The sequence below is a fragment of the Bradyrhizobium diazoefficiens genome (assembly GCF_016616235.1).
Taxonomy (GTDB): Bacteria; Pseudomonadota; Alphaproteobacteria; order Rhizobiales; family Xanthobacteraceae; genus Bradyrhizobium; species Bradyrhizobium diazoefficiens_H.
This window is the reverse complement of the sequence record NZ_CP067100.1, coordinates 7589327-7611041: the sequence shown is the minus strand read 5'-3', so window position 1 is coordinate 7611041 and position 21715 is coordinate 7589327. Positions and strand designations below refer to the sequence as shown.

The following is a 21715-nucleotide window of genomic DNA, read 5'->3' as shown; positions in this document are numbered from 1 at the left end:
GCGAACGCGGGGACCCATACCGCGTGATCTGTCGATTGTAATCGGTAGAAGTACCAAACGACGAGTCTTCGCCACGCTCCTCCCTGTGATTATGGTCCCGGATCTACGCTTCGCTTGTCCGGGACGACAGCGGAGGGTGTTGGTACAGCGGAGTTGTCTGATGAGCGGCTTGTGGAGATGCACCTGCCCCGGCTACTTCTTCCCCCGCACCGTATGCTCGTCGATATCGCTCCGCTTCAACAGATAATCCAGCCCGCCGACGCGGTACCAGCGATACCCGTAGGGCTCCAGCACGACGCGGTGCTGGCCGCGCTTGTCGGCATGGCTGTGGTCTTCGGCGAGCAGATTGATCAGGGGCGCGCCGGCATCGTCCGGCAGCCCGGCGGAGAACGCGATCTCGCGCGGCTTCTCGTCGAGATTGTGCACGAACAGCACCGAATTGTTGCGCCAGTCGTAGCGGATGATGAAGACGGCGGGATCGCGCGTCGAAATCACCGTGAAATCGCCCCAGCCGACCTCCGGCACTTCTTTCCGCATGCGCACGATGCGCTCGGTCCAGTTCAGCATCGAGTTCGGGTCACGCCGCTGCTGGGCAACATTGACGTGCGGATACCCATACGGTCCCTCGTCGATGACCGGGATCGCCGGCTTGTCGCTCCTGGTGAACCCGCCATGCGGCTCGTTCGACCATTGCATCGGCGTGCGCGCGCAATTGCGCTCGGGGAGTGAGAGATCATCCCCCATCGCGATCTCGTCGCCATAGCGGATGACAGGCGTTCCCGGCAGCGTGCACATCAGGCTGTAGGCAAGCTCGAGTCGCCTGCGGTCGCCGCCCAGCATCGGTGCGAGGCGGCGCCTTATGCCGCGGTCATAGAGCTGCATGTCCTTGTCGGGACCGAAGCATTTGAACACGACCTCGCGCTGCGCCTTGGTGAGCCGGCCGAGGTCCAGCTCGTCGTGATTGCGCAGGAACAGGCCCCATTGCGCCGAGGCCGGCCGCGGCTTTGTTGCTTTCAGCGCTTTCGCCAGCGGACGCGAATCGGCCGAGGCCAGTGCATAGAACAGATGCTGGTTGACGTGGAAGTTGAACATCATGTGCATGCGGTCGGCATCGCGGCCGAAATATTCGAGATCGGTTTCCGGCAGCACGTTGGCTTCGGCGAGGATGATGGCGTCGCCCTGGCGCCATTGCAGGAATTCGCGGAAGGCGCGCAGCATGTCGTATTGCTCGACCGGCGTCTTCACCTTGGCGCCCTTGGTGGCGATCACGAAGGGCACCGCGTCCATGCGGAAGCCGGAGACGCCGAGCTGGATCCAGAAGCCCATGATCTTCAAGATCTCGGCCTGCACATGCGGGTTCGAGGTGTTGAGATCAGGCTGGAAATCGTAGAAGCGATGGAAGTAGTACGCGCCGGATTCCTTGTCGCGCGTCCAGGTCGATTTCTGCACGCCGGGAAACACCATGCCCTTGTTGGCATTGGCTGGCTTCTTGTCGGACCAGACATACCAGTCGCGATAGGGCGAGTTCTTGTCGCGCCGCGCCTCCTTGAACCAGTGATGCTGGTCCGAGGTGTGGTTGACGACGAGGTCGATGATGACGCGCATGCCGCGCTGCTGGCAGCCATGGGTGAACTCGACGAAATCGCCGAGCGTGCCGTAGCGGGAATCGACGCTGTAATAGTCTGCGATGTCGTAGCCGTCGTCGTGGCCGGGCGAGGTCTGGAACGGCATCAGCCAGATCGTGGTGATGCCGAGCCCGTGCAGGTAGTCGAGCCGGCGGAGCAGACCCTTGAAATCGCCGATGCCGTCGCCGTCGGCATCCATATAGGTGCCGACCGAGAGACAGTAAAACACGCCGTTCTTGTACCAGAGATCGTCGATCATGCGCGCGCAGCCTCGGTGGTCCCGCCGAGGGTAGCGGCGGCTGCGTGATAAGTGATTTGGGGAGGTGTGGTTCCCGCCTGTTTCCGCACGCTCGCTGTCGTCCTGGACAAGCGAAGCGCAGATCTACCGTGTTGGCTGTCAAGGTGGTCGATCGGCCGTTAGTGTGCGGCATCGTGCTCGGCCGTCAAGGCGGCTTCGCCCCGCCTTGCGGCGGTGGCCTGCGGCCAGCCTTGACGGCCTGTGCGCGCTGCCGCAAGGGCTGCCGTGATCGACGCCTCAATGCACCGCGGCTGCGGTTGAAGCCCGGGCCATTGCGTCCCGCATTTGAGCATTTAGCCGTACCAGCATTTTGCGCATCACGGCGACCATGATCACCTTGCCGGGCTTGCCTCGTGCCCGTAGCCGACCACAGAACTCCTTAATCTGTGGGTCGAACCGCATGGCCGTACGCGCCGGATTGAACAGGATCACCTTGATGGACGTACGCCCGGGCGCCAGTCCCCGGCGCTTGCGAAGGCTTCCGCTCTCATGAACGCGCGGGGCCAGTCCGCCAAGCGCAGTAATCGCCTTGCTGCCGAGCCTGCCGAGTTCGGGCAACTCCGCCAAGAGCCCGCGCGCGGTCTGTTCGGCAACACCAATCTGGCCACATAGAACCTCCTCTCTGAAGGCCAAGTCCACATGCTCAGTCTCGTGTCGGACGAGCTCGGTCGCTATCGCTGCGAGCGCCATGTCAAGATCGGCAATCATACGCTCGATCGAACTGCGGACCGCTTCCAGTGCCGCAGTGGCCAGGCGGCAACTCTCCGCGTGCCGCATGGCCTTGAGCTGCCGCTGCCGCGCCATCAGACAAGCCAGCGTCACGTCTTCCCTGTGCCCAGGCCGCAACTTGCCGGCCTCGAGCCGGTCGCGGCCATAGTCACGCAGCAGCCGCGCGTCGATCCGATCGGTTTTTGCCTTGATCCCTTGTGCCTGGCGGAAGGCTTTCACGCCTTGCGAGTGAACGACGGCCCACGTGATGGCCCTGTCCGCCAGTGCTGCTTCCAGGTTTCGCTCCCAGCCGCCAGTGCGCTCGAACACCACGATATCCCGGGCCGGGTCAAAATGCTCGATCAGCGCGGCAACGCCGGCCGCGTCGTTGTCGTACCGCTGCACACGGTGACGGCCTTCGATCGCTGCATCGAGATACGATTTGCCGATGTCGACACCAATAACCTGCTTGCCGTTCATACCGACCTCCATCATCCTTGAGGGGTCCGGAACGAGCACTGGATTGCAAACGGGCGAATAGCCCTCTCTACCGTTCGTGCCCGGACCCAGAAGCGTCGGCGGGCCTCAAGATCTGCACGATCGTTACGATCTTCCGGGACCGCGAGGTCCCGCCGGCGGCTGACCTTCCAACAGGAAGGCGCCAACAACATGCAATCCGAGATCCATAACCACAGGGAGATGTTTTCCGAAGGCTCGGAGTGACCGGCTTGCCCTGCACTCCGCCCTGTGGTTATGGGTCCCCGCGTTCGCGGGGACGACAGCGAGTGTGAGGCCGCGGCTCGCCTCCATCAAGCAGTGTCCGCCCCAAATGGAATCGGCTATCCTCCCCCGATGGACTACACCGCCCGCAACATCGCCCTCGTTCCGCCGCCCGATCGTCGTCAATCCGAAACCGCGCTCGCCATCGCGCGCGGCACGGCGCGGCTGCTGCGTTCGCTCGGCTTCTCCTGCATCAGCGAACTGCCGCTGCCGTCAGGACGGCGCGCCGATCTCGTGGCGCTGAACGAGCGCGGCGAGATCTGGATCGTCGAGATCAAGTCGTCGGTCGAGGATCTGCGCGCCGACCAGAAATGGCATGAATACCGCGCCCATTGCGACCGGCTGTTCTTCGCCTTCACGCAGGATCTGCCGTGCGAGATCTTTCCTGAAGATACCGGCCTGATCGTCGCCGACGCCTATGGCGCGCACATGCAGTGCGAAGCGCCCGAGCACAAGCTTGCCGCCGCCACGCGCAAGCAGATGACCGTGCGGTTTGCGATGGCGGCGGCCTTGCGGATCAACCGCCTGGTCGATCCGCAGGGCCACGCGGATTTTTGGGAGTAGCGGCGCCGTGCCTCTGCGCTCCATCCGGACCACGAATTCGATCTCGTGTCCCGGACGCGCTGCAGCGTGAAACGCTGCTGCGCAGAGCCGGGACCCAGAAAGACGACAATGTTGTTGAGGCGTGGGCCCCGGCTCTGCAGCGCACCGCTGAAGAAGCGCTGCGCTGCGTCCGGGGCACGAGAGCGTTGAAACCTACCTTGGCGCGCGCTTCGCCAGAATTCGCTGCAACGTACGCCGGTGCATGTTGAGCCGCCGCGCCGTTTCCGAGACGTTGCGGTTGCACATCTCGTAGATGCGCTGAATGTGCTCCCAGCGCACGCGGTCGGCGGACATCGGGTTGGTCGGCAGCTCGGACTTTTCCGCGCTGGTTGAGAGCAGCGCGGCGACGACGTCGTCGGCGTCGGCGGGCTTGGAGAGATAATCGATCGCGCCCATCTTCACCGCGGTCACCGCGGTGGCGATGTTGCCATAGCCGGTCAGCACGATGGCGCGCGCATCGGGACGCTTCTTCTTCAGCGCCGAGACCACGTCGAGGCCGTTGCCGTCGCCGAGCCGCAGGTCGACAACGGCGAATGCCGGCGCCGCCTTGCCGATCTGCGCCAGACCGTCCGAGACGGTGTCGCACGACGTCACCGCAAAGCCGCGTGTCTCCATCGCGCGCGACAACCGCTCCAGGAACGGCTTGTCGTCTTCCACGATCAGCAGCGAGCGGTCGGTCTGGTCGTTCAGTTCGGCGATGGCGTTCAAGGTGTTGTCCTCTCTCCAGCGCGTTGACATATGGCGTCGCAATCGGGCGGTGCCAAGGCCGCAAATAGTCGATCGGGCCTCTCGTGCGACGCAAGGTCGCGGTCTATCCTATTGTTTCTTCGAGTGCCTCGATAGCCTCAAAGCGCTCTCTCTGCCACGTGACCTGGACCACCGCGCCGTGTTCCGGAAAGGTCCGGTTGGTAAACGCGACCTTGGCGCCGGTGCGCTCCAGCAAGGTGCGCGCGATGAACACGCCAAGTCCCAAACCGCTGCGTTCCCCGCCGCCGGCATCCTGGGTGTGCCGCCGCGACAGATAGGGCTCGCCGATTCTGTTAAGGATATCGGGCGGAATGCCGGGCCCGTCATCGGAGATCACGAGCTCGATCGTCTCCTTATTCCACCACGCATTCACCTCGACCGTGGAGCGGGCGAAATCGACCGCGTTCTCGACGATGTTACCGACGCCGTAGAGGATCGCCGGATTGCGCGAGCCGACCGGCTCGGTGGCGGCCGTCACCGCGATCCGCACCTTGATCTCGACGCCGAAATCGCGGTGCGGGGCTACGACTTCCTCGATCAGCTCCGACAGCTTCATGCGGTCGAACGGCGCGCCGGTGGAGGAGAGCTGGGTGATCTTGCTCAATATGTCGCGGCAACGCTGGGTCTGCTCGCGCAGGGTCTTCAGATCGGCGGCAAAGGCGGGATCTTTCACGGTTTTTTCCAGCTCGCGCGAGATCAGGAAGATGGTCGCAAGCGGCGTGCCAAGCTCGTGCGCGGCGGCGGCAGCAAGACCGTCGAGCTGGGTCAGATGCTGCTCGCGCGTCAGCACCAGCTCGGTCGCGGCCAAAGCGTCGGCAAGCTTGCGCGCCTCTTCAGTGACCTGGAACGAGTAGAGGCTGGTAACGCCGATCGCGAGCACGATCGAGAGCCAGACGCCGACCAGATAGATCGGCGGCAGCACCAGCGGATCGTCGGAATCCCAAGGCAGCGGCAGATGGAAGAAGAACAGGATCGACGCGCAGGCGACGGCCAGAAGGCCGAGGCAGAAGGTGAAACGGGCCGGTAGCGCGGTCGCCGAGATCAGCACCGGCGCGAGGAACAGGAACGAGAACGGGTTTTGCAGTCCACCGGTGAAGAACAGCAGGCCGGCCAGCTCCACGATATTCAGCGCGAGCAGCCCGGCCGCCTGCATCGGCTCCAGCCGCTGCATCGGATTAGCCGCGGTCTGAAGTCCCAGATTGAGCGCCGCCGACAGGGCGATGATGCTGACGCAAGGGACGATCTCGACGTTGAACTCCAGTCCCTGTGCCACGATGAAGATCGCGGCGAGCTGGCCGAGCACGGCGAGCCAGCGCAGCCGCAGGATCGTGTCCAGCCGGATATGCCGCTGCGCGGGGCGGAAGTCGGAAGCGGCGATTTCGGTCATATCGGCCAATCGGGCGGTGCCTTCCAAGGTCACAAACGCAAAGCTACAAACGCTCGCTCGCGGAACCACCGGCTTACAAGCCTTGCGCTATCCGCTGCAATAGCAGAAGAACGGCCAGCATGACCGAGAATGGCAAGGCTTCAAGTCCGCCGACTGTCGCGGAGCGCAGCGCCTCCCCGGCGATTGCGGTCGATCATCTGGTCAAGGTCTACAAGCAGACCTGCGCCGTCGACGGTATCTCGTTCTCGCTGCCGCGCGGCAGCATCACCGGGCTGCTCGGCGGTAATGGCGCCGGCAAGACCACGACCATCGCCATGATCATGGGCCTGGTGCTGCCGACCTCCGGCCGCGTCCAGGTGCTCGGCCACCGCATGCCCGAGGAGAGCGCTGCGGTGCTGGGGCGGATGAATTTCGAGAGCCCTTATGTCGACATGCCGATGCGGCTCACGGTGCGGCAGAACCTGACGGTTTTCGGCAAGCTTTACGCGGTGAAGCATCTCACCGATCGCATTGCCAAGCTCGCCGATGATCTCGACCTCACCGATTTCATCGACCGCGCCAACGGCAAACTCTCCGCCGGGCAGAAGACCCGCGTCGCGCTGGCGAAGGCGCTGATCAACCAGCCCGAATTGCTGCTGTTGGACGAGCCGACCGCCTCGCTCGACCCTGATACCGCCGATTGGGTGCGGGCGCATCTCGAGAGCTATCGCAAGGCAAACAACGCCACCATTCTCCTGGCCTCGCACAACATGCTCGAGGTCGAGCGGCTCTGCGACCGCGTCATCATCATGAAGCGCGGCCGCATCGAGGACGACGACGCGCCGGAGGCCATCATGGCCCGCTACAATCGGACCACGCTTGAGGAGGTGTTTCTGGACGTCGCGCGCGGCCGGGTCAACGGCGCGAAGGAGGCGGCGCGATGACCGACATCTCCCTCCACCGCGGCATCTCCGCCCGCCGCATCGGCGCAATGATCCTGCGCTACTGGTACCTGCTGCTATCGTCCTGGCCGCGGCTGCTCGAGCTCTTGTACTGGCCGGCGCTCCAGGTCATCACCTGGGGCTTTCTCCAGCTCTATATCGCACAGAACGCCAATTTCTTCGCCCGTGCCGGCGGCACGTTGATCGGCGCCGTCATCCTCTGGGACATCCTGTTCCGCGGCCAACTCGGCTTCTCCATCTCCTTCCTGGAGGAGATGTGGGCACGCAACCTCGGCAACCTCATGATGAGCCCGCTCAAGCCGATCGAGTTTCTGCTGTCGCTGATGGTCATGAGCCTGATCCGGCTCGCGATCGGAATCATCCCGATGACGCTGCTGGCGCTGGTCCTGTTTCACTTCAACGTCTATGCCCTCGGCCTGCCGCTGATCGCCTTTTTCTGCAATCTGATCTTCACCAGCTGGTCGGTCGGGATCTTCGTCTCCGGCCTGGTGCTGCGGAACGGCTTAGGCGCCGAGAGCATCGTCTGGACCTTGATGTTCGCGATCATGCCGCTCGCCTGCATCTACTATCCGGTCAGCGTGCTGCCGGCCTGGCTGCAATACGTCGCCTGGGCGCTGCCGCCGACCTACGTATTCGAGGGCATGCGCGCGCTGTTGATCGAGAACACCTTCCGGACCGACCTGATGCTGGACGCGTTGGCCATCAACGTCGTGCTTCTGATCGCTTCTTTCGGAGCATTCCTTGCCCTTTTACGCAGCGCCAGGACGCACGGCTCGCTGCTGTCAGGGGGCGAATAGCCTCACTTTCTCGTGGATTCAGGCTGGTTTAAGCGTTCTCGCTACGTAGATGTACGGAACCATGCATTGACGCACTATGACGCATTCGGCAGTATGCTGCGATGCGAAGAGGGATAGAAAATGCCAATTGGTGAGTTCGGCGGCGCGCCGCCCCTGGCTGCAGAAGGCAGTCCGGTCCTGACGACGCCGATGTACTGGATGTACGAGATGGCACAGGCCTCTCTCAATCCGGCGCGTGCGGTCACCGATGCGACCAAGCTGCTGTTTCAGAATCCCCTCAATCCCTGGGCACGCACCGAGATCGGCAAGTCGGTCGCCGCGGCCTGCGAATTGTTCGAGCGCACCACGCGCCGCTATGGCAAGCCGGAATGGGGTCTCGACGACACCGAGGTCAACGGCCTCCGCGTCCCCGTCGAGGTTCGCTCGGTCTGGGAAAAGCCGTTCTGCAAGCTGCTCTATTTCGATCGCAAGTTCGCCCGTCCCTTGCGCAGCCCGCAGCCGCGCGTGCTGATCGTCGCGCCGATGTCCGGCCATTATGCGACGCTGCTGCGCGGCACGGTCGAGGCCTTCCTGCCGGCGCATGAGGTCTACATCACCGACTGGGCTGATGCCCGCATGGTGCCCTTGAGCGAGGGGCGCTTCGATCTCGACGACTACATCGACTACGTCATCGAGATGCTGCACGTCCTCGGCGGCAACACCCATGTCATGGCGGTATGCCAGCCCTCGGTGCCGGTCGTCGCGGCCGTCTCGATCATGGAAGCGCGGCGTGATCCCTTCGTGCCGACCTCGATGACGTTGATGGGCGGCCCGATCGACACCCGCCGCAACCCGACCGCGGTGAACAACCTCGCGCAGGAACGCGGCATCGACTGGTTCCGCAACCATGTCATCACCAAGGTGCCGTTTCCGCATCCGGGCATGATGCGCGACGTCTATCCGGGTTTCTTGCAGCTCAACGGCTTCATCAGCATGAACCTCGACCGCCACGTCGACGCCCACAAGCGCCTGTTCGCCAACCTGGTGAAGGGCGACGGCGATCTCGTCGACAAGCACCGCGACTTCTACGACGAATATCTCGCGGTGATGGACCTCTCGGCCGAATATTATCTCCAGACCGTCGACACCGTGTTCGTGAAGCACTCGCTGCCGAAGGGCGAGATGACGCATCGCGGAACCCGCGTCGATCCGTCGAAGGTGACGCGCGTCGCGTTGATGACGGTCGAAGGCGAGAATGACGACATCTCCGGGCTCGGTCAGACCGAAGCGACGCACACGCTGTGCAGCGCGATCCCCGATCATCGCCGCGTTCATTACGTGCAGAAGGGCGTCGGACATTACGGCGTGTTCAACGGCTCACGCTTCAAGTCGGAAATCGTGCCGCGAATCCATGACTTCATGGTCTCGGCAGCGAATCCGAGCTCGTTGCAAGCGATTGCAGCCGAATAATCGCCGATTTCGGCTTTCCCGTCGAAATTTCAGGTCTGCCGGAGGCTCCGGAAGGCCTTGGTGGGCGCCAGATTCGAGGTATTTAGGTAGCGTTGTAGGAGTGAGTCTGTCCTCACCCCTTGGGGGTGTCGCATGCGTCCAGCGGGGGCGAAAAAACCCGGTTCCAACCCCAGTCTGTAGGGTCTCCCGGACGCCTGACCGCTGTATATTGGGCAAATGATTTGTTTTTGCGCCGAGCGCTTTCCCTGGCGGCGGTTATGGCAGAATCCGGGCGCCCTCCTGCCCCCCGGACTGACAGACATGGCCACACGCGCGCTCCTCTATCGTCGGCCCCACGAACCAAAGACCCTTGTCATCACCCATGGATCGCAATTTTTTGCGATAAGGCTGCGCAGACATCGCCGAGCGCGCCGTTACACGCTCAGAATCCATCCCAGCGACCGCGAAGCCATTCTCACCATGCCGCCGCGCGGCACGCTCGCCGAAGCAAAAGACTTCGCGCAGCGTCACGGCGCGTGGATCGCGGCGCGTCTCGGCCGTCTACCGAAAGCTGCGCCGTTCCAGCCTGGCACAGTGATACCGCTTCGTGGCACGCCGCATCGCATCGTTCATCGCGCGGGTGCGCGGGGCACGGTGTGGACCGAGACGCGCGAGTCCGGTGAGCGCATCCTCTGCGTCGCCGGCGGCCTCGAGCATGTCGATCGCCGGGTCAGCGACTTCCTCAAGCGCGAAGCGCGTCGCGATCTGCAGCGTTCGGCGGAGACCCATGCCGCCGAGCTCGGCGTCAGGGTGAAGCGGCTCTCGATCCGCGATCAGTCCAGCCGCTGGGGCTCCTGCACCTCGGCGGGCTCGCTGTCGTTCTCCTGGCGCCTGATCCTCGCCCCGCCCTTCGTGCTCGACTATCTCGCCGCCCACGAGGTCGCCCATCTCGTCGAGATGAACCACTCGGCCCGGTTCTGGCGCGTCTGCGGCAAGATCTGCCCGTCGATGGAGCGCGCCAAGAAGTGGCTCGACACCTACGGCAATGATCTGCACCGCTATGGGGTCGAGGATTAAGCCTTTAGCTGCTAACGCCGTGACGTGTCATCGCCCGCCTTGTGCGCACTTGCGCACTGGAGCGGGCGATCCAGTATTCCAGAGGCCGTAGTGATCTAATCGATAGGCCGCGGCGTACTGGATTCCCCGCCTTCGCCGGGAATGACAGCGGAGCATGGGACGACGTCAGCGCGGCTCGCTCGATTTTCGCCACACTTCGTGCCGATTGCGCGTCGCGTCGAATTTACCTCACCCCATCAAACGCTTCGCGGCTTCCACCGCGCCTCGCGCGGAAAGCCGTCGGCTACTGTGCATGGGGTTGTTTTCGCAGTTTTGTCTTGAGGCCCTCAAGCAAGGCCTATCTGTTTCCGCCAAACAGCCGGTCCATCAGCCAGCCATCGAGCCCGGCCGCTGCCTCGGGGCGCACATTGGCACGCGTCGGCGGCGGACGATAACCGCCAGCGCTCGCCGGCGCCGGTCCGGGCGCTGCCGGTGTCGGTGGCGACACTTGTGAAGCCGCCTGTGCGAGGTTCGACAGGCCCCAATTGCCTTGCGCGTTCGGCAAGGCCGCCACCGGCACGCCCTCGTGCGCCGTCTTCATGAAGCGCGACCAGACTTCGACCGGCAGGCCGCCGCCGGTCGCCTTCTTGGTCGGCGAGTTGTCGTCATTGCCGAGCCAGACGCCGGTGACGAGATTGGCGGTGTAGCCGATGAACCAGGCGTCGCGGTAATCCTGGCTGGTGCCGGTCTTGCCGGCGGCCGGCCAGCCGGGGATCTCCGCTTTCCTGGCGGTGCCCGATATCAGCGTCTCCCGCATCATCGCGTTCATCATGCCGACATAGCGGGGGTCGATGACCTGGTTGCGCTCCTCGGGCTGGCGCATGTAGAGCAGCTTGCCACTAAGCGTCCTGATCCGCGTCACGACGTGCGGCGCCACCGCGAAGCCGCCATTGGCGAACGGCGCATAGGCGCCGACCAGCTCGACCACCGACACTTCCGAGGTGCCGAGCGCGATCGAGGCGTTGGGCTCGAGCTTGGAGGAAATGCCGAGGCGGTGCGCGGTGCGCACCACGTTCTTCGGCCCGACCTCGAGGCCGAGCCGGATCGCAACGGTGTTGAGCGACATCGCCAGCGCTTGCGTCAGCGTCACCGCGCCAAAATATTCATGGGTGTAGTTCTCGGGCCTCCAACCCCTGACCTCGATCGGCGCATCCTGGCGGACGGTGTCGGGCGTCAGCCCCTGCTCGAGCGCGGTGAGGTACACGAACGGCTTGAACGAGGAGCCAGGCTGGCGCTTGGCGGTCACCGCGCGGTTGTACTGGCTGTCGGAATAGTTTCGTCCGCCGACCATGGCACGCACCGCGCCGTCGGGCGTCATCGCCACCAGCGCGCCCTGGCTGACATTGAACTTCACGCTCTTGGCCGCGAGCTCGTCGATGATGGCGGCTTCCGCGACGCTCTGCAGCTTCGGATCGATCGTGGTCTCGACCGTGATGCTCTCGTCGATCTGGCCGACCAGATCGTCCAGCACCTCGCCGATCCAGTCGGCGACGTAATTGATCGTGCCGGCGCCGGCCGGCTTCACGTTGTAGGAGGGATGTCCGATCGAGGCCTGCGCCTGCGCGTCGGTGATGAATTTTGCATCCGCCATCGCCGCCAGCACGATTTGCGCGCGCGCTTCGGCGCCTTCGGGGTTGCGGTTCGGCGCAAGGCGCGAGGGCGATTTGACGAGGCCGGCCAGCATCGCCGCTTCCGCGACGGTGACGTTCTTGGCCGACTTGCCGAAATATTTCTGCGCGGCGGCTTCGACCCCATAGGCGCCGGAGCCGAAATAGACGCGGTTGAGATAGAGCTCCAGGATCTCGTTCTTGGAATGCTTGCGCTCCAGCCAGATCGCCAGCTCCGCCTCCTGCAGCTTGCGCGCCATGGTGCGCTCCTGGGTCAGGAACAGGTTTTTGGCGAGCTGCTGCGTCAGCGTCGAGCCGCCCTGCGAGACGCCGCGATGGAGCAGATTGGTGACGAGCGCGCGCAGGATGCCGACGGGATCGATGCCGAAATGCGAATAGAAGCGGCGGTCCTCGATGGCGATGAACGCCTTGGGCAAATACGGCGGCAGGTCTTTCAGCGCGACATTGGCGCCGGCCATCTCGCCCCGCTGTGCCAGCATGCTGCCGTCGAGGCCGACGATCTGGATCGTCGGGGGTCGCTTGGGGATCTCCAGCGACTGGATCGGCGGCAGATGGGCGCCGACATAGATCACGACGCCGATCACGGCGATCACGCCCCACAGGCTCAGCACCGCGCCCCAATAGACCAGGCGACCGAGGCCGAAGCCGCCGCGCGCCTTCGACCGACGCTTGGCGCCGCTACGGCCGGCCGGCGCCTTCCGCTCGCGCGGCGGCTCCTCGTCGGACTCGCCGGCTTTGCGCTTGGCGGATGATTTGGCGGATCTTTTCGGCGTGTCCTCGCCGCCGGGGATGCGGTCCGCGGCCGTCAGGCGCAGATCGGCGAGCGCTGCAGGCAAGCCGAACAACGGCTCCTTCCGCCCAGCCTTTTTCTTTCCCCACGCCATACGAAAAACGCCCGGTCAGCCCGCCCCGCCGAGACGCTAGCGGTCGCGGTTTAAGGCCCGGTTACCCCCGGCGTTAACGCGCGATTAGGAGATGCGGCATTCGCCGGCCGCAGTTCCGCTTTCCAGGCTGCAGGGCTAGCATCGCCGGCATCAGGAAGAAGGAGTTCGCATGGGCCACATCGATCCGACCAAGGAGATTTTCGCGCAATTCCGGGACGATGACCGCCCCGGTCCGATCCACATGCTCAATCTGGTGCGGTTGCGGAAAGAGGCGGCCTATCCCGACGGCCGCAAGGCCAGCGGCGCGGAAGCCTATGCCGCCTATGGTCGCGAGAGCGGCCCGGTGTTCGAACGCCTCGGCGGCCGCATCGTCTGGCAGGGCAAATTCGAGCTGATGCTGATCGGCCCGCAGGAGGAACGCTGGGATCATTGCTTCATCGCCGAATACCCAAGCGTTTCAGCCTTCGTCGAGATGATTCGCGATCCCGTCTACCGTGAGGCGGTGAAGCACCGCCAAGCGGCGGTGGAGGATTCGCGGTTGATCCGCCACGCCGTGCTGCCCGTGGGGAAGAATTTTGGGGAGATACCGAGTTGATTCCGGTCGAGCGAATCTTTCTCCACCGTCATGGCCTGGCCTGACCCGGCCATCCACGCATTTTCGCCCCTAAGAACGTGGATGCCCGGGACAAGCCCGGGCATGACGTCGTTGAGACAGGTCAGAGAACTAACCCGCCGGGCCGGCGTCCTCCAGGATCGGGCCGAACAGCTCCCAGCGCTCGCCGTTGAACTTCATCATCTGAAGCTGCTTGTTGACGCGATAGTCGGTGGCTGAGGTATTGGCCTTGATGCCGGGCAAGGCGGTATCGCCGGTGACATCCTTGAGCGAGGCGGCCTGCTTCATGACGTTCTCGCGCGTCAGGTTGTCGCCGCACTGCTGCAGCACGTGGGCGAGCAGCTGGGCAGTGCCATAGCCATAGACGTTGAAGTTCGAGTCCTTGTCGCCGTCTGGATAGTACTTCGCCATGAAGTCGAAATATTTCTTCATGCCGGGATCGTCCTTCCAGGCCGGATCGAGCGGGTCCTTGCCGTAGTTGACGCTGATGACGCCTTTGGCGGCGTCGAGGCCGGCGGGCTTCATCACCGCGCCGACCGAGGTGGCGTTGATGTCGACGATCTGCACCGGATGCCAGCCCATCTCCGCGATCTTCTTGATCGCCTGCGCCGCCTGCTTCGGCGTGGTGGCACTGAAGAACAGGTCGGCGCCGGCGTCCTTGATCTTGAGAATCTGCGAATCGATGGTCGGATCGGACACCTCATACGAGACCTCCGCCACGATCATCTTGGCGGCCTTGTCGCCGAGGCCGGCCTTGATGCCGTTCAGATAGTCCTTGCCGAGGTCGTCGTTCTGATAGAGCACGCCGATCTTGGCGTTCGGATGCTCTTTCAGGATGTACTGGCCGTAGATGCGGCCTTCGACGAAGTAGTTCGGGTTGTAGCCCATGGTCCACGGGAAGTTCTTGGGGTCGGTGAACTTCGAGGCGCCGGTCGCCGCGAACAGCTGCGGCACCTTCTTGGAGTTGAGGTACTTCTGCACGGCCGCGTTGGACGGCGTGCCGATGATCTGGAAGGTCAAGAGCACCTCGTCGCTCTCGACCAGCTTGCGCACCTGCTCGACGGCTTTCGGCGGCGAATAGGCGTCGTCATACTGGATCAAATTGATCTTGCGGCCGTTGATACCGCCCTGGTCGTTGATCATCTTGAAATAGGCAGCCTGGGCCTTGCCGATCGTCGCATAGGCCGATGCCGGTCCCGAGAACGGTACGGTCTGGCCGACCTTGATCTCGGTGTCGCTGGCGCCCGGATCATATTTCTTCTGGGCATTGGCCGCAGAGATCGACAGCGCCAGGGTCAGCGCCGTTGCCGTTGCCAGTTGCAGAACTCCATTCCTCATTCGCAATTTCCTCGGTTTGTTATTGCAGACGGTCTGCCGGCGCGCTGCGCGTCCGATGCCATCGCTGGGGGTGAGTGTGGCGGAACGATTGCTGCGACGCAAGGCGGGCGTTCGTAGGGTGGGTTAGCGAACCGTAACCCACCACTTCTGCGGACGCGGGGGAAAGAGAAGAGGTGGGTTACGCCGAGCAGATGCGCTTTGCGCATCTGCAGAGCAAACCCACCCTACGCAGCCCCTAACCCGACGGTCCGGTATCCTCGATGATCGGTCCGAACAGCTCCCAGCGTTCGCCGTTGAACTTCATCATCTGCATCTGCTTGTTGACGCGGAAGTCGTTCGGCCCGGTGGTGATGGACATGCCGGGCAGCGCAAGGCTCGGTGTATAGCCCTTGATGTTGGCCACCTGCTTCATGACGTTCTCGCGCGTGAGGTCGTCACCGCACTGCTTCAGCACCTGCGTCAACAACTCGGCCACCGAGTAGGCATAGGTGTTGACGGTGTTGAGCTTGTCGCCTTCGGGGAAATATTTGTCCATGAATGCAAAGAAGGCCTTCACGCCCGGATCGTCCTTCCACTGGGGATCGCCGGGGTCCTTGCCGTAATTGGTCGAGATGATCCCCTTGGAGATGTCGAGGCCCGCAGGTTTGAGTGTCGCCGACACCGGGCTCGCATTGATGTCGAGGATGTGCACCGGCGTCCAGCCGAGATCGGCGAGCTTCTTGATCGCCTGTGCCGCGAATTTCGGCGTCGAGGCATCGTAGAACAGGTCGACGCCCATCGATTTCAGCTTGACCACCTGCGAATCCACCGTGGGGTCGGTAACCTCGTAAGAGACTTCACCGACGATCATGCTCGCGGCCTTGTCGCCGAGGCCGCTCTTGAGGCCGGCAAGATAGTCGCGGCCCATGTCGTCGTTCTGGTAGAGCACGCCGATCTTGGCGTTGGGATGCTCCTTGAGAATGTACTTGGCGTAGATCCGTCCCTCGGACACGTAGTTGGGATTATAGGCGATGGTCCAGGGATAGTTCTGCGGATCGTTGAAGCGTGCGGCACCTGTTGAGGCCAGCAGCTGCGGCACCTTCTTGCCGTTGAGATATTTCTGGACGGCGGCATTGGCCGCCGTGCCGATGATCTGGAAGGTAAACAGCACCTCGTCGCCTTCGACGAGCTTGCGCACCTGCTCGACCGTTTTCGGCGGCGAATAGGCATCGTCATACTGGATCAAATTGATCTTGCGGCCGTTGATGCCGCCCTGGTCGTTGATCATCTTGAAGTAGGCGGCCTGGGTCTTGCCGATATTGGCATAGACGGAATAGGGCCCGGAGAACGGCACGGTCTGGCCGATCTTGATCTCGGTGTCGCTCGCGCCGGTGTCGTATTTCTTCTGGGCGAGGGCTGGGCTTACGAAGGCTTGGGTGACAGAGAACGCGAAGGCGAGCGCTGCCGTGGCAGCCAAAAAGGCTCTGCGATTGCTCATGTTGGGATGTTCCTCCTGACGGAATTTTCCGGCCGATGGTCTTTTCCCGTTGGTTGCAACGGTTGCCATCGCTGCCGAAGAGTGTGGAGGAAGGCACGGTGCCGCGCAAGGATCGCGGCGCTGCGCCGAACCGTCTCAGGCCAGGGAACACAGCGTCAGCTTTCGGGTGGACGGTAGCACATGCGGCATGGCACGTGCGATACGTGTTCCGATGCAATGGTGTCGCAATGGCCGCCCGATCAACCAATATGCCTGAACGCTTCGGTCTCGATCGTCTGATGACGCCGATCGGGATCGCGCTGCTGGTCACCGATGCCGAGGGCGCCTTGCGCGCGCTCGACTGGGAGGATTACGAGCATCGCATGCGCGAGCTGTTGCGCCTGCATTACGGGGCGGTGGATCTGCGTAAGCAGCCTGCGCCGGTGGCAATGCGGGCCGCGCTGTCGAACTATTTCGAAGGCGATCTCGGCCAGCTCTTGGCCATCGCGTGGCGCATCGCCGGCACGCCGTTCCAGCAGAAAGTCTGGACGGCGCTCGCGAACATCCCGGCCGGCACGACGATGAGCTACGGCGCGCTCGCCGCCAAGATCGAGATGCCCAAGGCCATTCGCGCCGTCGGCCACGCCAACGGCTCCAACCCGATCAGCGTGGTGCTGCCGTGCCATCGCCTGATCGGCGCGGATGGCTCGCTGGTGAAATATGGCGGCGGCCTTGAGCGCAAGCGCTGGCTGCTGCGGCATGAGGGGGTGGAGGTCTAAGGCCTTCACGCCGCCGGCGCGGCAACCGCCTTGTCGCCGGCCATCACATGGGTCAGCGCGCTCTTGATCGCGGCTTGCCGCGTCGGCGCGTTGATCTGTGCGCCCAGGAGATCGGTGACGTAGAACACGTCGCGGGCGCGCTCGCCGAAGGTCGCGACATGGGCCGAGGCGATGTTGAGATTGAGCTTCGAGATCGCGGTGGTCAATTCGTAGAGCAGGCCGGGGCGGTCGAGGCCAGACACCTCGATCACGGTGTAGCGGTCGGACCACTGGTTGTTGATGGTCACCTCCGGCTCGATCACGAACGGCCGCGCCTTGCTGCGCACGGCGCGCCGCGCCACCACTTCGGGCAGCCGCAGCTTGCCTTCGAGCACGTCCTCGATCATCTCGCCGATGCGGGTGGCGCGCCGGCCTTCGTCCTCGTCGCGGTCGTATTCCCTGGAGATCGAGATCGTGTCCAGCGCGCGCCCATCGGTCGTGGTGTAGATCTGGGCATCGACGATGTTGGCGCCGGCCGAGGCACAGGCGCCGGCAATGATCGACAGCAGCCAGGGATGATCGGCGGCGAAGATGGTGAGCTCGGTGACGCCGCGCACCTCGTCGAAGCCGACATTGATCGCGAGCTTGTGGCCGGCCTGTTCGCTGGAGCGGACGAAGCGGGCGTGACGGATTTTGCGCGCCAGCTCGACCTTGAGCCAGTAGGCCGGATAGTGCCGGCCGATATAGGCGTCGAGCTCGTCCTTCGGCCATTCGGCAAAGGCCATGCGGAACTCGGCATGCGCGGCAGCGAGGCGTTTTCCCCGATCGACTTCCGAGAAGCCGCCGGTCAGCACCGGCTCGGTCTCGTAATACAGCGAGCGCAGCAGCTGCGCCTTCCAGCCGTTCCACACGCCGGGACCGACGCCGCGGATGTCGGCGGTGGTGAGGATCGTGAGCAGCTTCATCTGCTCGACCGACTGCACCACGGCGGCGAAATTCTCGATGGTCTTGCGGTCGGAGAGGTCGCGCGACTGCGCGACCGTCGACATGGTGAGGTGCTCCTCGATCAGCCAGGCCACCAGCTCGGTGTCGGACGGGCTGAAGCCGAGCCGCGGACAGAGCCGGCGTGCGACCTTGGCCCCCGCGATCGAGTGGTCCTCGGGCCGGCCCTTGGCGACGTCGTGCAGCAGTGTCGCGATATAGATCACCGCGCGGTGCTCGGGGCGTGTCTTGCGCATCAGGTCGCTGGCGAGCGTGAACTCCTCGATGCCGCCGCGCTCGATGTCCTGGAGAAAGCCGATGCAGCGGATCAGATGCTCGTCGACGGTGTAGTGATGATACATGTTGAACTGCATCATCGAGACGATCTTGCCGAAGGCGCGGATGAAGTGGCCGAGCACGCCGGTCTCGTTCATCCGCCGCAGCACGATCTCGGCGTTGTCGGAGGTCAGGATCTCCATGAACAGCCGGTTGGCCTCGGGATTTTCGCGCATCTGCGCGTTGATCAGGCCGAGCGAGCGCGTCACGTCGCGCATCGCGTCCGGATGGAAGGCGAGGTTGTTCTTCTGCGCCAGGCGGAAGATGCGGATCAGATTGACCGGGTCGTGCTTGAAGACGTCAGGCGCGGCGACGTTGATGCGGTTGTTGTCGACGATGAAGTCGTCACTCTCGGGCACGCGCCGCTTCGCGGGCGTGGGGCGCAGCCGCGCCATCATCCGGCTCAAGACCGGCGCGGGCTTGGCCTGCTGGTCCTCGAGCTTGGCGCAGAGGATGGCGGTGAGGTTGCCGACTTCCTTGGCGACCAGGAAGTAGTGCTTCATGAAGCGCTCGACGTCCTGCATGCCGGGATGCGAGGTGTAGCCGAGCCGGACCGCGATCTCGCGCTGGAGATCGAACGACAGGCGCTCTTCGGCCCGACCACAGTGGAAATGCAGATTGCAGCGCACCGACCAGAGGAAATCGGCGCAGCGGCGGAAGCTGCGGTACTCCTGCGCGTCGAACACGCCGCGCTCGACCAGCTCGTCGGTGTCGCGCACGCGGTAGACGTATTTGGCGATCCAGAACAGCGTGTGCAGGTCGCGCAGGGCGCCCTTGCCGTCCTTGACGTTGGGCTCGACGAGATAGCGCGATTGGCCGCCGCGGCGGTGCCGCTCCTCGCGCTCGGCGAGCTTTGCGGTGACGAATTCGGACGCCGTGCCCTGCACCACGTCCTTGTCGAAGCGCGCGACCAGTTCGTCATAGAGCGGCTGGTCGCCGGTGAGGAAGCGCGTCTCCAGGATGGCAGTGCGGATGGTCATGTCGCCGCGCGCCTGGCGGATCGATTCGTCGACCGAGCGCGTGGCATGGCCGACCTTCAGCCCCATGTCCCAGAGGCAATAGAGAATGGCCTCAGCCACCTGCTCGCCCCAAGCGGTCTGCTTGTAAGGCAGGATGAACAAGAGATCGATGTCGGACTCGGGGGCCATCAGGCCGCGGCCATAGCCGCCGGTCGCCACCACCGCCATGCGCTCCGCCCCGGTCGGGATCGGCGAGCGATAGAGATGGCGGGTCGCGGCCGAATAGAGGATGCGGATGATCTCGTCCTGGACGTGGCACAGCCGCTCGGCGCAGCGGCGGCCGTGGCGGTCCTTCAGCAGGATCGCCTGCGCCGCCGCGCGCGCCGAGATCAGCTCGGCCTTGAGCAATTGCGCGACCGCCGTGCGGAACGCGTCCTCGCGTCCCTCATGCTTTTCGGCAAGCGCATCGACCGCGGCGGTGATCCGCGCGGTATCGAAGCGATCATCCACCTCTGGCCTGTGCTCAGTCGCGACGCTGTCCATGAATACCCGATATAAGAGGCGCAGAGCGCTGTCACGAAACTTTATTCATGCAGAGATACGTGCCGACCGGCCGTTTTGGAAGGGAGCGCCGGTCCCGGGATGCGTCTATAACGCACTGGATTTGATGTATTTTCAGGCGGTCGCGGCCGCGGTCATAGCAGCCCGTATCAATCATGGGCTGACAGCATCGGGACCGGCCTCTATACCGCTGCCAACCGAGCGAATTTTGGGGAGGAAACGAAAGATGGACGCCACCCAACTGCGCCAGATGCAGGCCCCGATCAAGGAGCGTTACAAGACCGATCCCAAGGCCGCGATGATCACGCTGAAGGCCAAGGGCTCGACCGACAGCGACGGCATCGCCTGCAAGGTCGAGACCGGCCGCGCCATCGCAATGGCCGGCCTGCATCCGGCCACCGGCGGCTCCGGCCTCGAGCTCTGCTCCGGCGACATGCTGCTGGAAGCGCTGGTCGCCTGCGCCGGCGTCACGCTGAAATCGGTTGCGACCGCGATCGAGGTGCCGCTAAAAACCGGCAACGTCTATGCCGAGGGCGATCTCGATTTCCGCGGCACGCTCGGCATCGACAAGGAGACCCCGGTCGGCTTCGCCGAGATCCGCCTGCGCTTCGAGGTCGACACCGACGCGCCGCAGGACAAGCTCGATCTGCTGCTGAAGCTCACCGAGCGCTATTGCGTGGTCTACCAGACCATCAAGAACGGCCCGAAGATTTCGGTCTCGATGCAGCGGATGTGAACTTGCTTACCCTCCCCTGGAGGGGAGGGTCGATCGCGCTCAGCGCGAGCGGGGTGGGGTGGGGTGACGGTCTCTCCACATCGCACGCTGCCCGTGTTGAGAGATCACCCCACCCCGTCTCGCACCGCTGACGCGCTGCGAGCCGAACCTCCCCCTCCAGGGGAGGTAAAAAGAAAAAAATGTCCCCCGATCTCCACTTCATTCTCGTTCTTCTCCTGCGCATGGCTATCGCCGCGGCGTTCGTGGTGTCGGCCTCGATCATCACCGAACGCTCCGGCCCGGTGATCGGCGCGCTGGTGGCGACGCTGCCGATCTCGGCGGGACCGTCCTACGTCTTTCTCGCGATCGACCATGACGCCGCCTTCATTGCGCAAGGCGCGCTGGCGAGCCTTCCGGTCAACGCCGCGACGATCGTCCTCGGGCTCACCTATGTCGTGCTGGCGCAGCGGAACAATCTGCTGGTCAGTGTCGGAAGCGCGATTGCGGTGTGGATCGGCTTGGCCTCCATGATCCGCCTGTTCGACTGGAGTTTGACGGCCGGTCTTGCCGTGAACCTGGTTGCCTTCGGCATCTGCATTCCGCTGCTCGCAAAGTACCGCCATGCGAAGATGCCGCTGGTGACGCGCCGCTGGTACGACATCCCGTTCCGCGCCTCGCTGGTGGCAACGCTGGTCGCGATCGTGGTGTCGACCTCCGGCTGGGTCGGGCCGCGGGTGAGCGGCGTCATCGCGCTCTACCCGATCGTGTTCACCAGCATCATGGTGATCCTGCATCCGCGCATCGGCGGTCCGCCGACCGCCGCCGTGCTCGCCAACTCCGCCTGGGGGCTGCTCGGATTCGGCATGGCGATCGCGGTGCTGCATCTCGGTGCGGCAAACTTCGGCTCCGTGGCCGGCCTCAGCATGGGGCTCGCCACTTGCATCGCGTGGAATCTGACGCTGTGGTGGATGGGGCGGAGGAAGCGGCTGGCGGTGTGAGGTCTCGTAGCCGGCATGAGCGGAGCGATATGCGGGAACAGTCGCCCCGGATGTCGCT

General features: G+C 64.0%; 17 protein-coding genes. 9 read left to right on the top strand and 8 right to left on the bottom strand.

Annotated elements, in window-relative coordinates:
- Nucleotides 1–192: 192 nt before the first annotated feature.
- Together JJB99_RS35695 and JJB99_RS35690 are read right to left on the bottom strand one after the other, a co-directional pair.
- The gene (locus JJB99_RS35695) at nucleotides 193–1884 is read right to left on the bottom strand and encodes an alpha-amylase family protein (protein WP_200496760.1); all 1692 of its coding nucleotides are present in this window, start codon (nucleotides 1882–1884) and stop codon (nucleotides 193–195) included.
- Between the two features lie 276 nt (nucleotides 1885–2160).
- Complete coding sequence (locus tag JJB99_RS35690; RefSeq protein WP_200496759.1) at nucleotides 2161–3111, bottom strand: IS110 family transposase; 951 nt, start codon at nucleotides 3109–3111, stop codon at nucleotides 2161–2163.
- Between the two features lie 372 nt (nucleotides 3112–3483).
- Here JJB99_RS35690 and JJB99_RS35685 point away from each other — a divergent pair, with 372 nt between their 5' ends.
- Complete coding sequence (locus JJB99_RS35685; RefSeq protein WP_200496758.1) at nucleotides 3484–3975, top strand: MmcB family DNA repair protein; 492 nt, start codon at nucleotides 3484–3486, stop codon at nucleotides 3973–3975.
- 192 nt (nucleotides 3976–4167) lie between these two features.
- On the opposite strand, the gene JJB99_RS35680 is transcribed toward JJB99_RS35685, so the two are convergent.
- Together JJB99_RS35680 and JJB99_RS35675 are read right to left on the bottom strand one after the other, a co-directional pair.
- On the bottom strand, nucleotides 4168–4722 hold the full coding sequence (locus tag JJB99_RS35680) for an ActR/PrrA/RegA family redox response regulator transcription factor (protein WP_177234308.1): 555 nt from the start codon (nucleotides 4720–4722) through the stop codon (nucleotides 4168–4170).
- 103 nt (nucleotides 4723–4825) lie between these two features.
- Nucleotides 4826–6148 carry an ActS/PrrB/RegB family redox-sensitive histidine kinase gene (locus JJB99_RS35675; RefSeq protein ID WP_200496757.1) on the bottom strand — a complete coding sequence of 441 codons (1323 nt, stop codon included), beginning with the start codon at nucleotides 6146–6148 and terminating at the stop codon, nucleotides 4826–4828.
- Between the two features lie 119 nt (nucleotides 6149–6267).
- On the opposite strand from JJB99_RS35675, the gene JJB99_RS35670 reads away from it, so the two are divergent.
- From JJB99_RS35670 to JJB99_RS35655, 4 genes are all read left to right on the top strand, one after another.
- Nucleotides 6268–7071, top strand: a complete 804-nt coding sequence (locus JJB99_RS35670; RefSeq protein ID WP_200496756.1) for an ABC transporter ATP-binding protein — start codon at nucleotides 6268–6270, stop codon at nucleotides 7069–7071.
- On the top strand, nucleotides 7068–7886 hold the full coding sequence (locus JJB99_RS35665; protein WP_200496755.1) for an ABC transporter permease: 819 nt from the start codon (nucleotides 7068–7070) through the stop codon (nucleotides 7884–7886). Before JJB99_RS35670 ends, JJB99_RS35665 begins: the two co-directional genes overlap by 4 nt.
- 120 nt (nucleotides 7887–8006) lie before the next feature.
- The gene (locus JJB99_RS35660; protein ID WP_200496754.1) at nucleotides 8007–9335 is read left to right on the top strand and encodes a polyhydroxyalkanoate depolymerase; all 1329 of its coding nucleotides are present in this window, start codon (nucleotides 8007–8009) and stop codon (nucleotides 9333–9335) included.
- Nucleotides 9336–9551: 216 nt separating this feature from the next.
- Entirely contained in the window at nucleotides 9552–10391 is an 840-nt protein-coding gene (locus JJB99_RS35655; protein ID WP_200496753.1) for a M48 family metallopeptidase, read from the top strand.
- 337 nt (nucleotides 10392–10728) lie between these two features.
- On the opposite strand, the gene JJB99_RS35650 is transcribed toward JJB99_RS35655, so the two are convergent.
- A complete protein-coding gene (locus JJB99_RS35650) occupies nucleotides 10729–12942 on the bottom strand; it encodes a transglycosylase domain-containing protein (protein WP_200496752.1) in 2214 nt (737 codons plus the stop codon).
- Between the two features lie 169 nt (nucleotides 12943–13111).
- Here JJB99_RS35650 and JJB99_RS35645 point away from each other — a divergent pair, with 169 nt between their 5' ends.
- Nucleotides 13112–13537 (top strand): DUF1330 domain-containing protein, encoded by a 426-nt coding sequence (locus JJB99_RS35645; protein WP_200496751.1) that lies wholly within the window; start codon nucleotides 13112–13114, stop codon nucleotides 13535–13537.
- A gap of 129 nt (nucleotides 13538–13666) precedes the next feature.
- On the opposite strand, the gene JJB99_RS35640 is transcribed toward JJB99_RS35645, so the two are convergent.
- Nucleotides 13667–14893, bottom strand: a complete 1227-nt coding sequence (locus JJB99_RS35640) for an ABC transporter substrate-binding protein (RefSeq protein WP_200496750.1) — start codon at nucleotides 14891–14893, stop codon at nucleotides 13667–13669.
- A gap of 235 nt (nucleotides 14894–15128) precedes the next feature.
- Complete coding sequence (locus tag JJB99_RS35635; RefSeq protein ID WP_200496749.1) at nucleotides 15129–16370, bottom strand: ABC transporter substrate-binding protein; 1242 nt, start codon at nucleotides 16368–16370, stop codon at nucleotides 15129–15131.
- Between the two features lie 227 nt (nucleotides 16371–16597).
- Between JJB99_RS35635 and JJB99_RS35630 the strand changes: the two genes are divergently transcribed.
- The gene (locus JJB99_RS35630) at nucleotides 16598–17128 is read left to right on the top strand and encodes a methylated-DNA--[protein]-cysteine S-methyltransferase (protein ID WP_200496748.1); all 531 of its coding nucleotides are present in this window, start codon (nucleotides 16598–16600) and stop codon (nucleotides 17126–17128) included.
- Between the two features lie 5 nt (nucleotides 17129–17133).
- Here the strand turns inward: JJB99_RS35630 and JJB99_RS35625 are convergent, their stop codons facing one another.
- Nucleotides 17134–19926, bottom strand: a complete 2793-nt coding sequence (locus tag JJB99_RS35625) for a [protein-PII] uridylyltransferase (protein WP_200496747.1) — start codon at nucleotides 19924–19926, stop codon at nucleotides 17134–17136.
- 244 nt (nucleotides 19927–20170) lie between these two features.
- Between JJB99_RS35625 and JJB99_RS35620 the strand changes: the two genes are divergently transcribed.
- Together JJB99_RS35620 and JJB99_RS35615 are read left to right on the top strand one after the other, a co-directional pair.
- Nucleotides 20171–20680 (top strand): OsmC family protein, encoded by a 510-nt coding sequence (locus JJB99_RS35620; protein ID WP_200496746.1) that lies wholly within the window; start codon nucleotides 20171–20173, stop codon nucleotides 20678–20680.
- A gap of 179 nt (nucleotides 20681–20859) precedes the next feature.
- Complete coding sequence (locus JJB99_RS35615; protein ID WP_200496745.1) at nucleotides 20860–21657, top strand: hypothetical protein; 798 nt, start codon at nucleotides 20860–20862, stop codon at nucleotides 21655–21657.
- The last annotated feature ends 58 nt before the right edge of the window (nucleotides 21658–21715 follow it).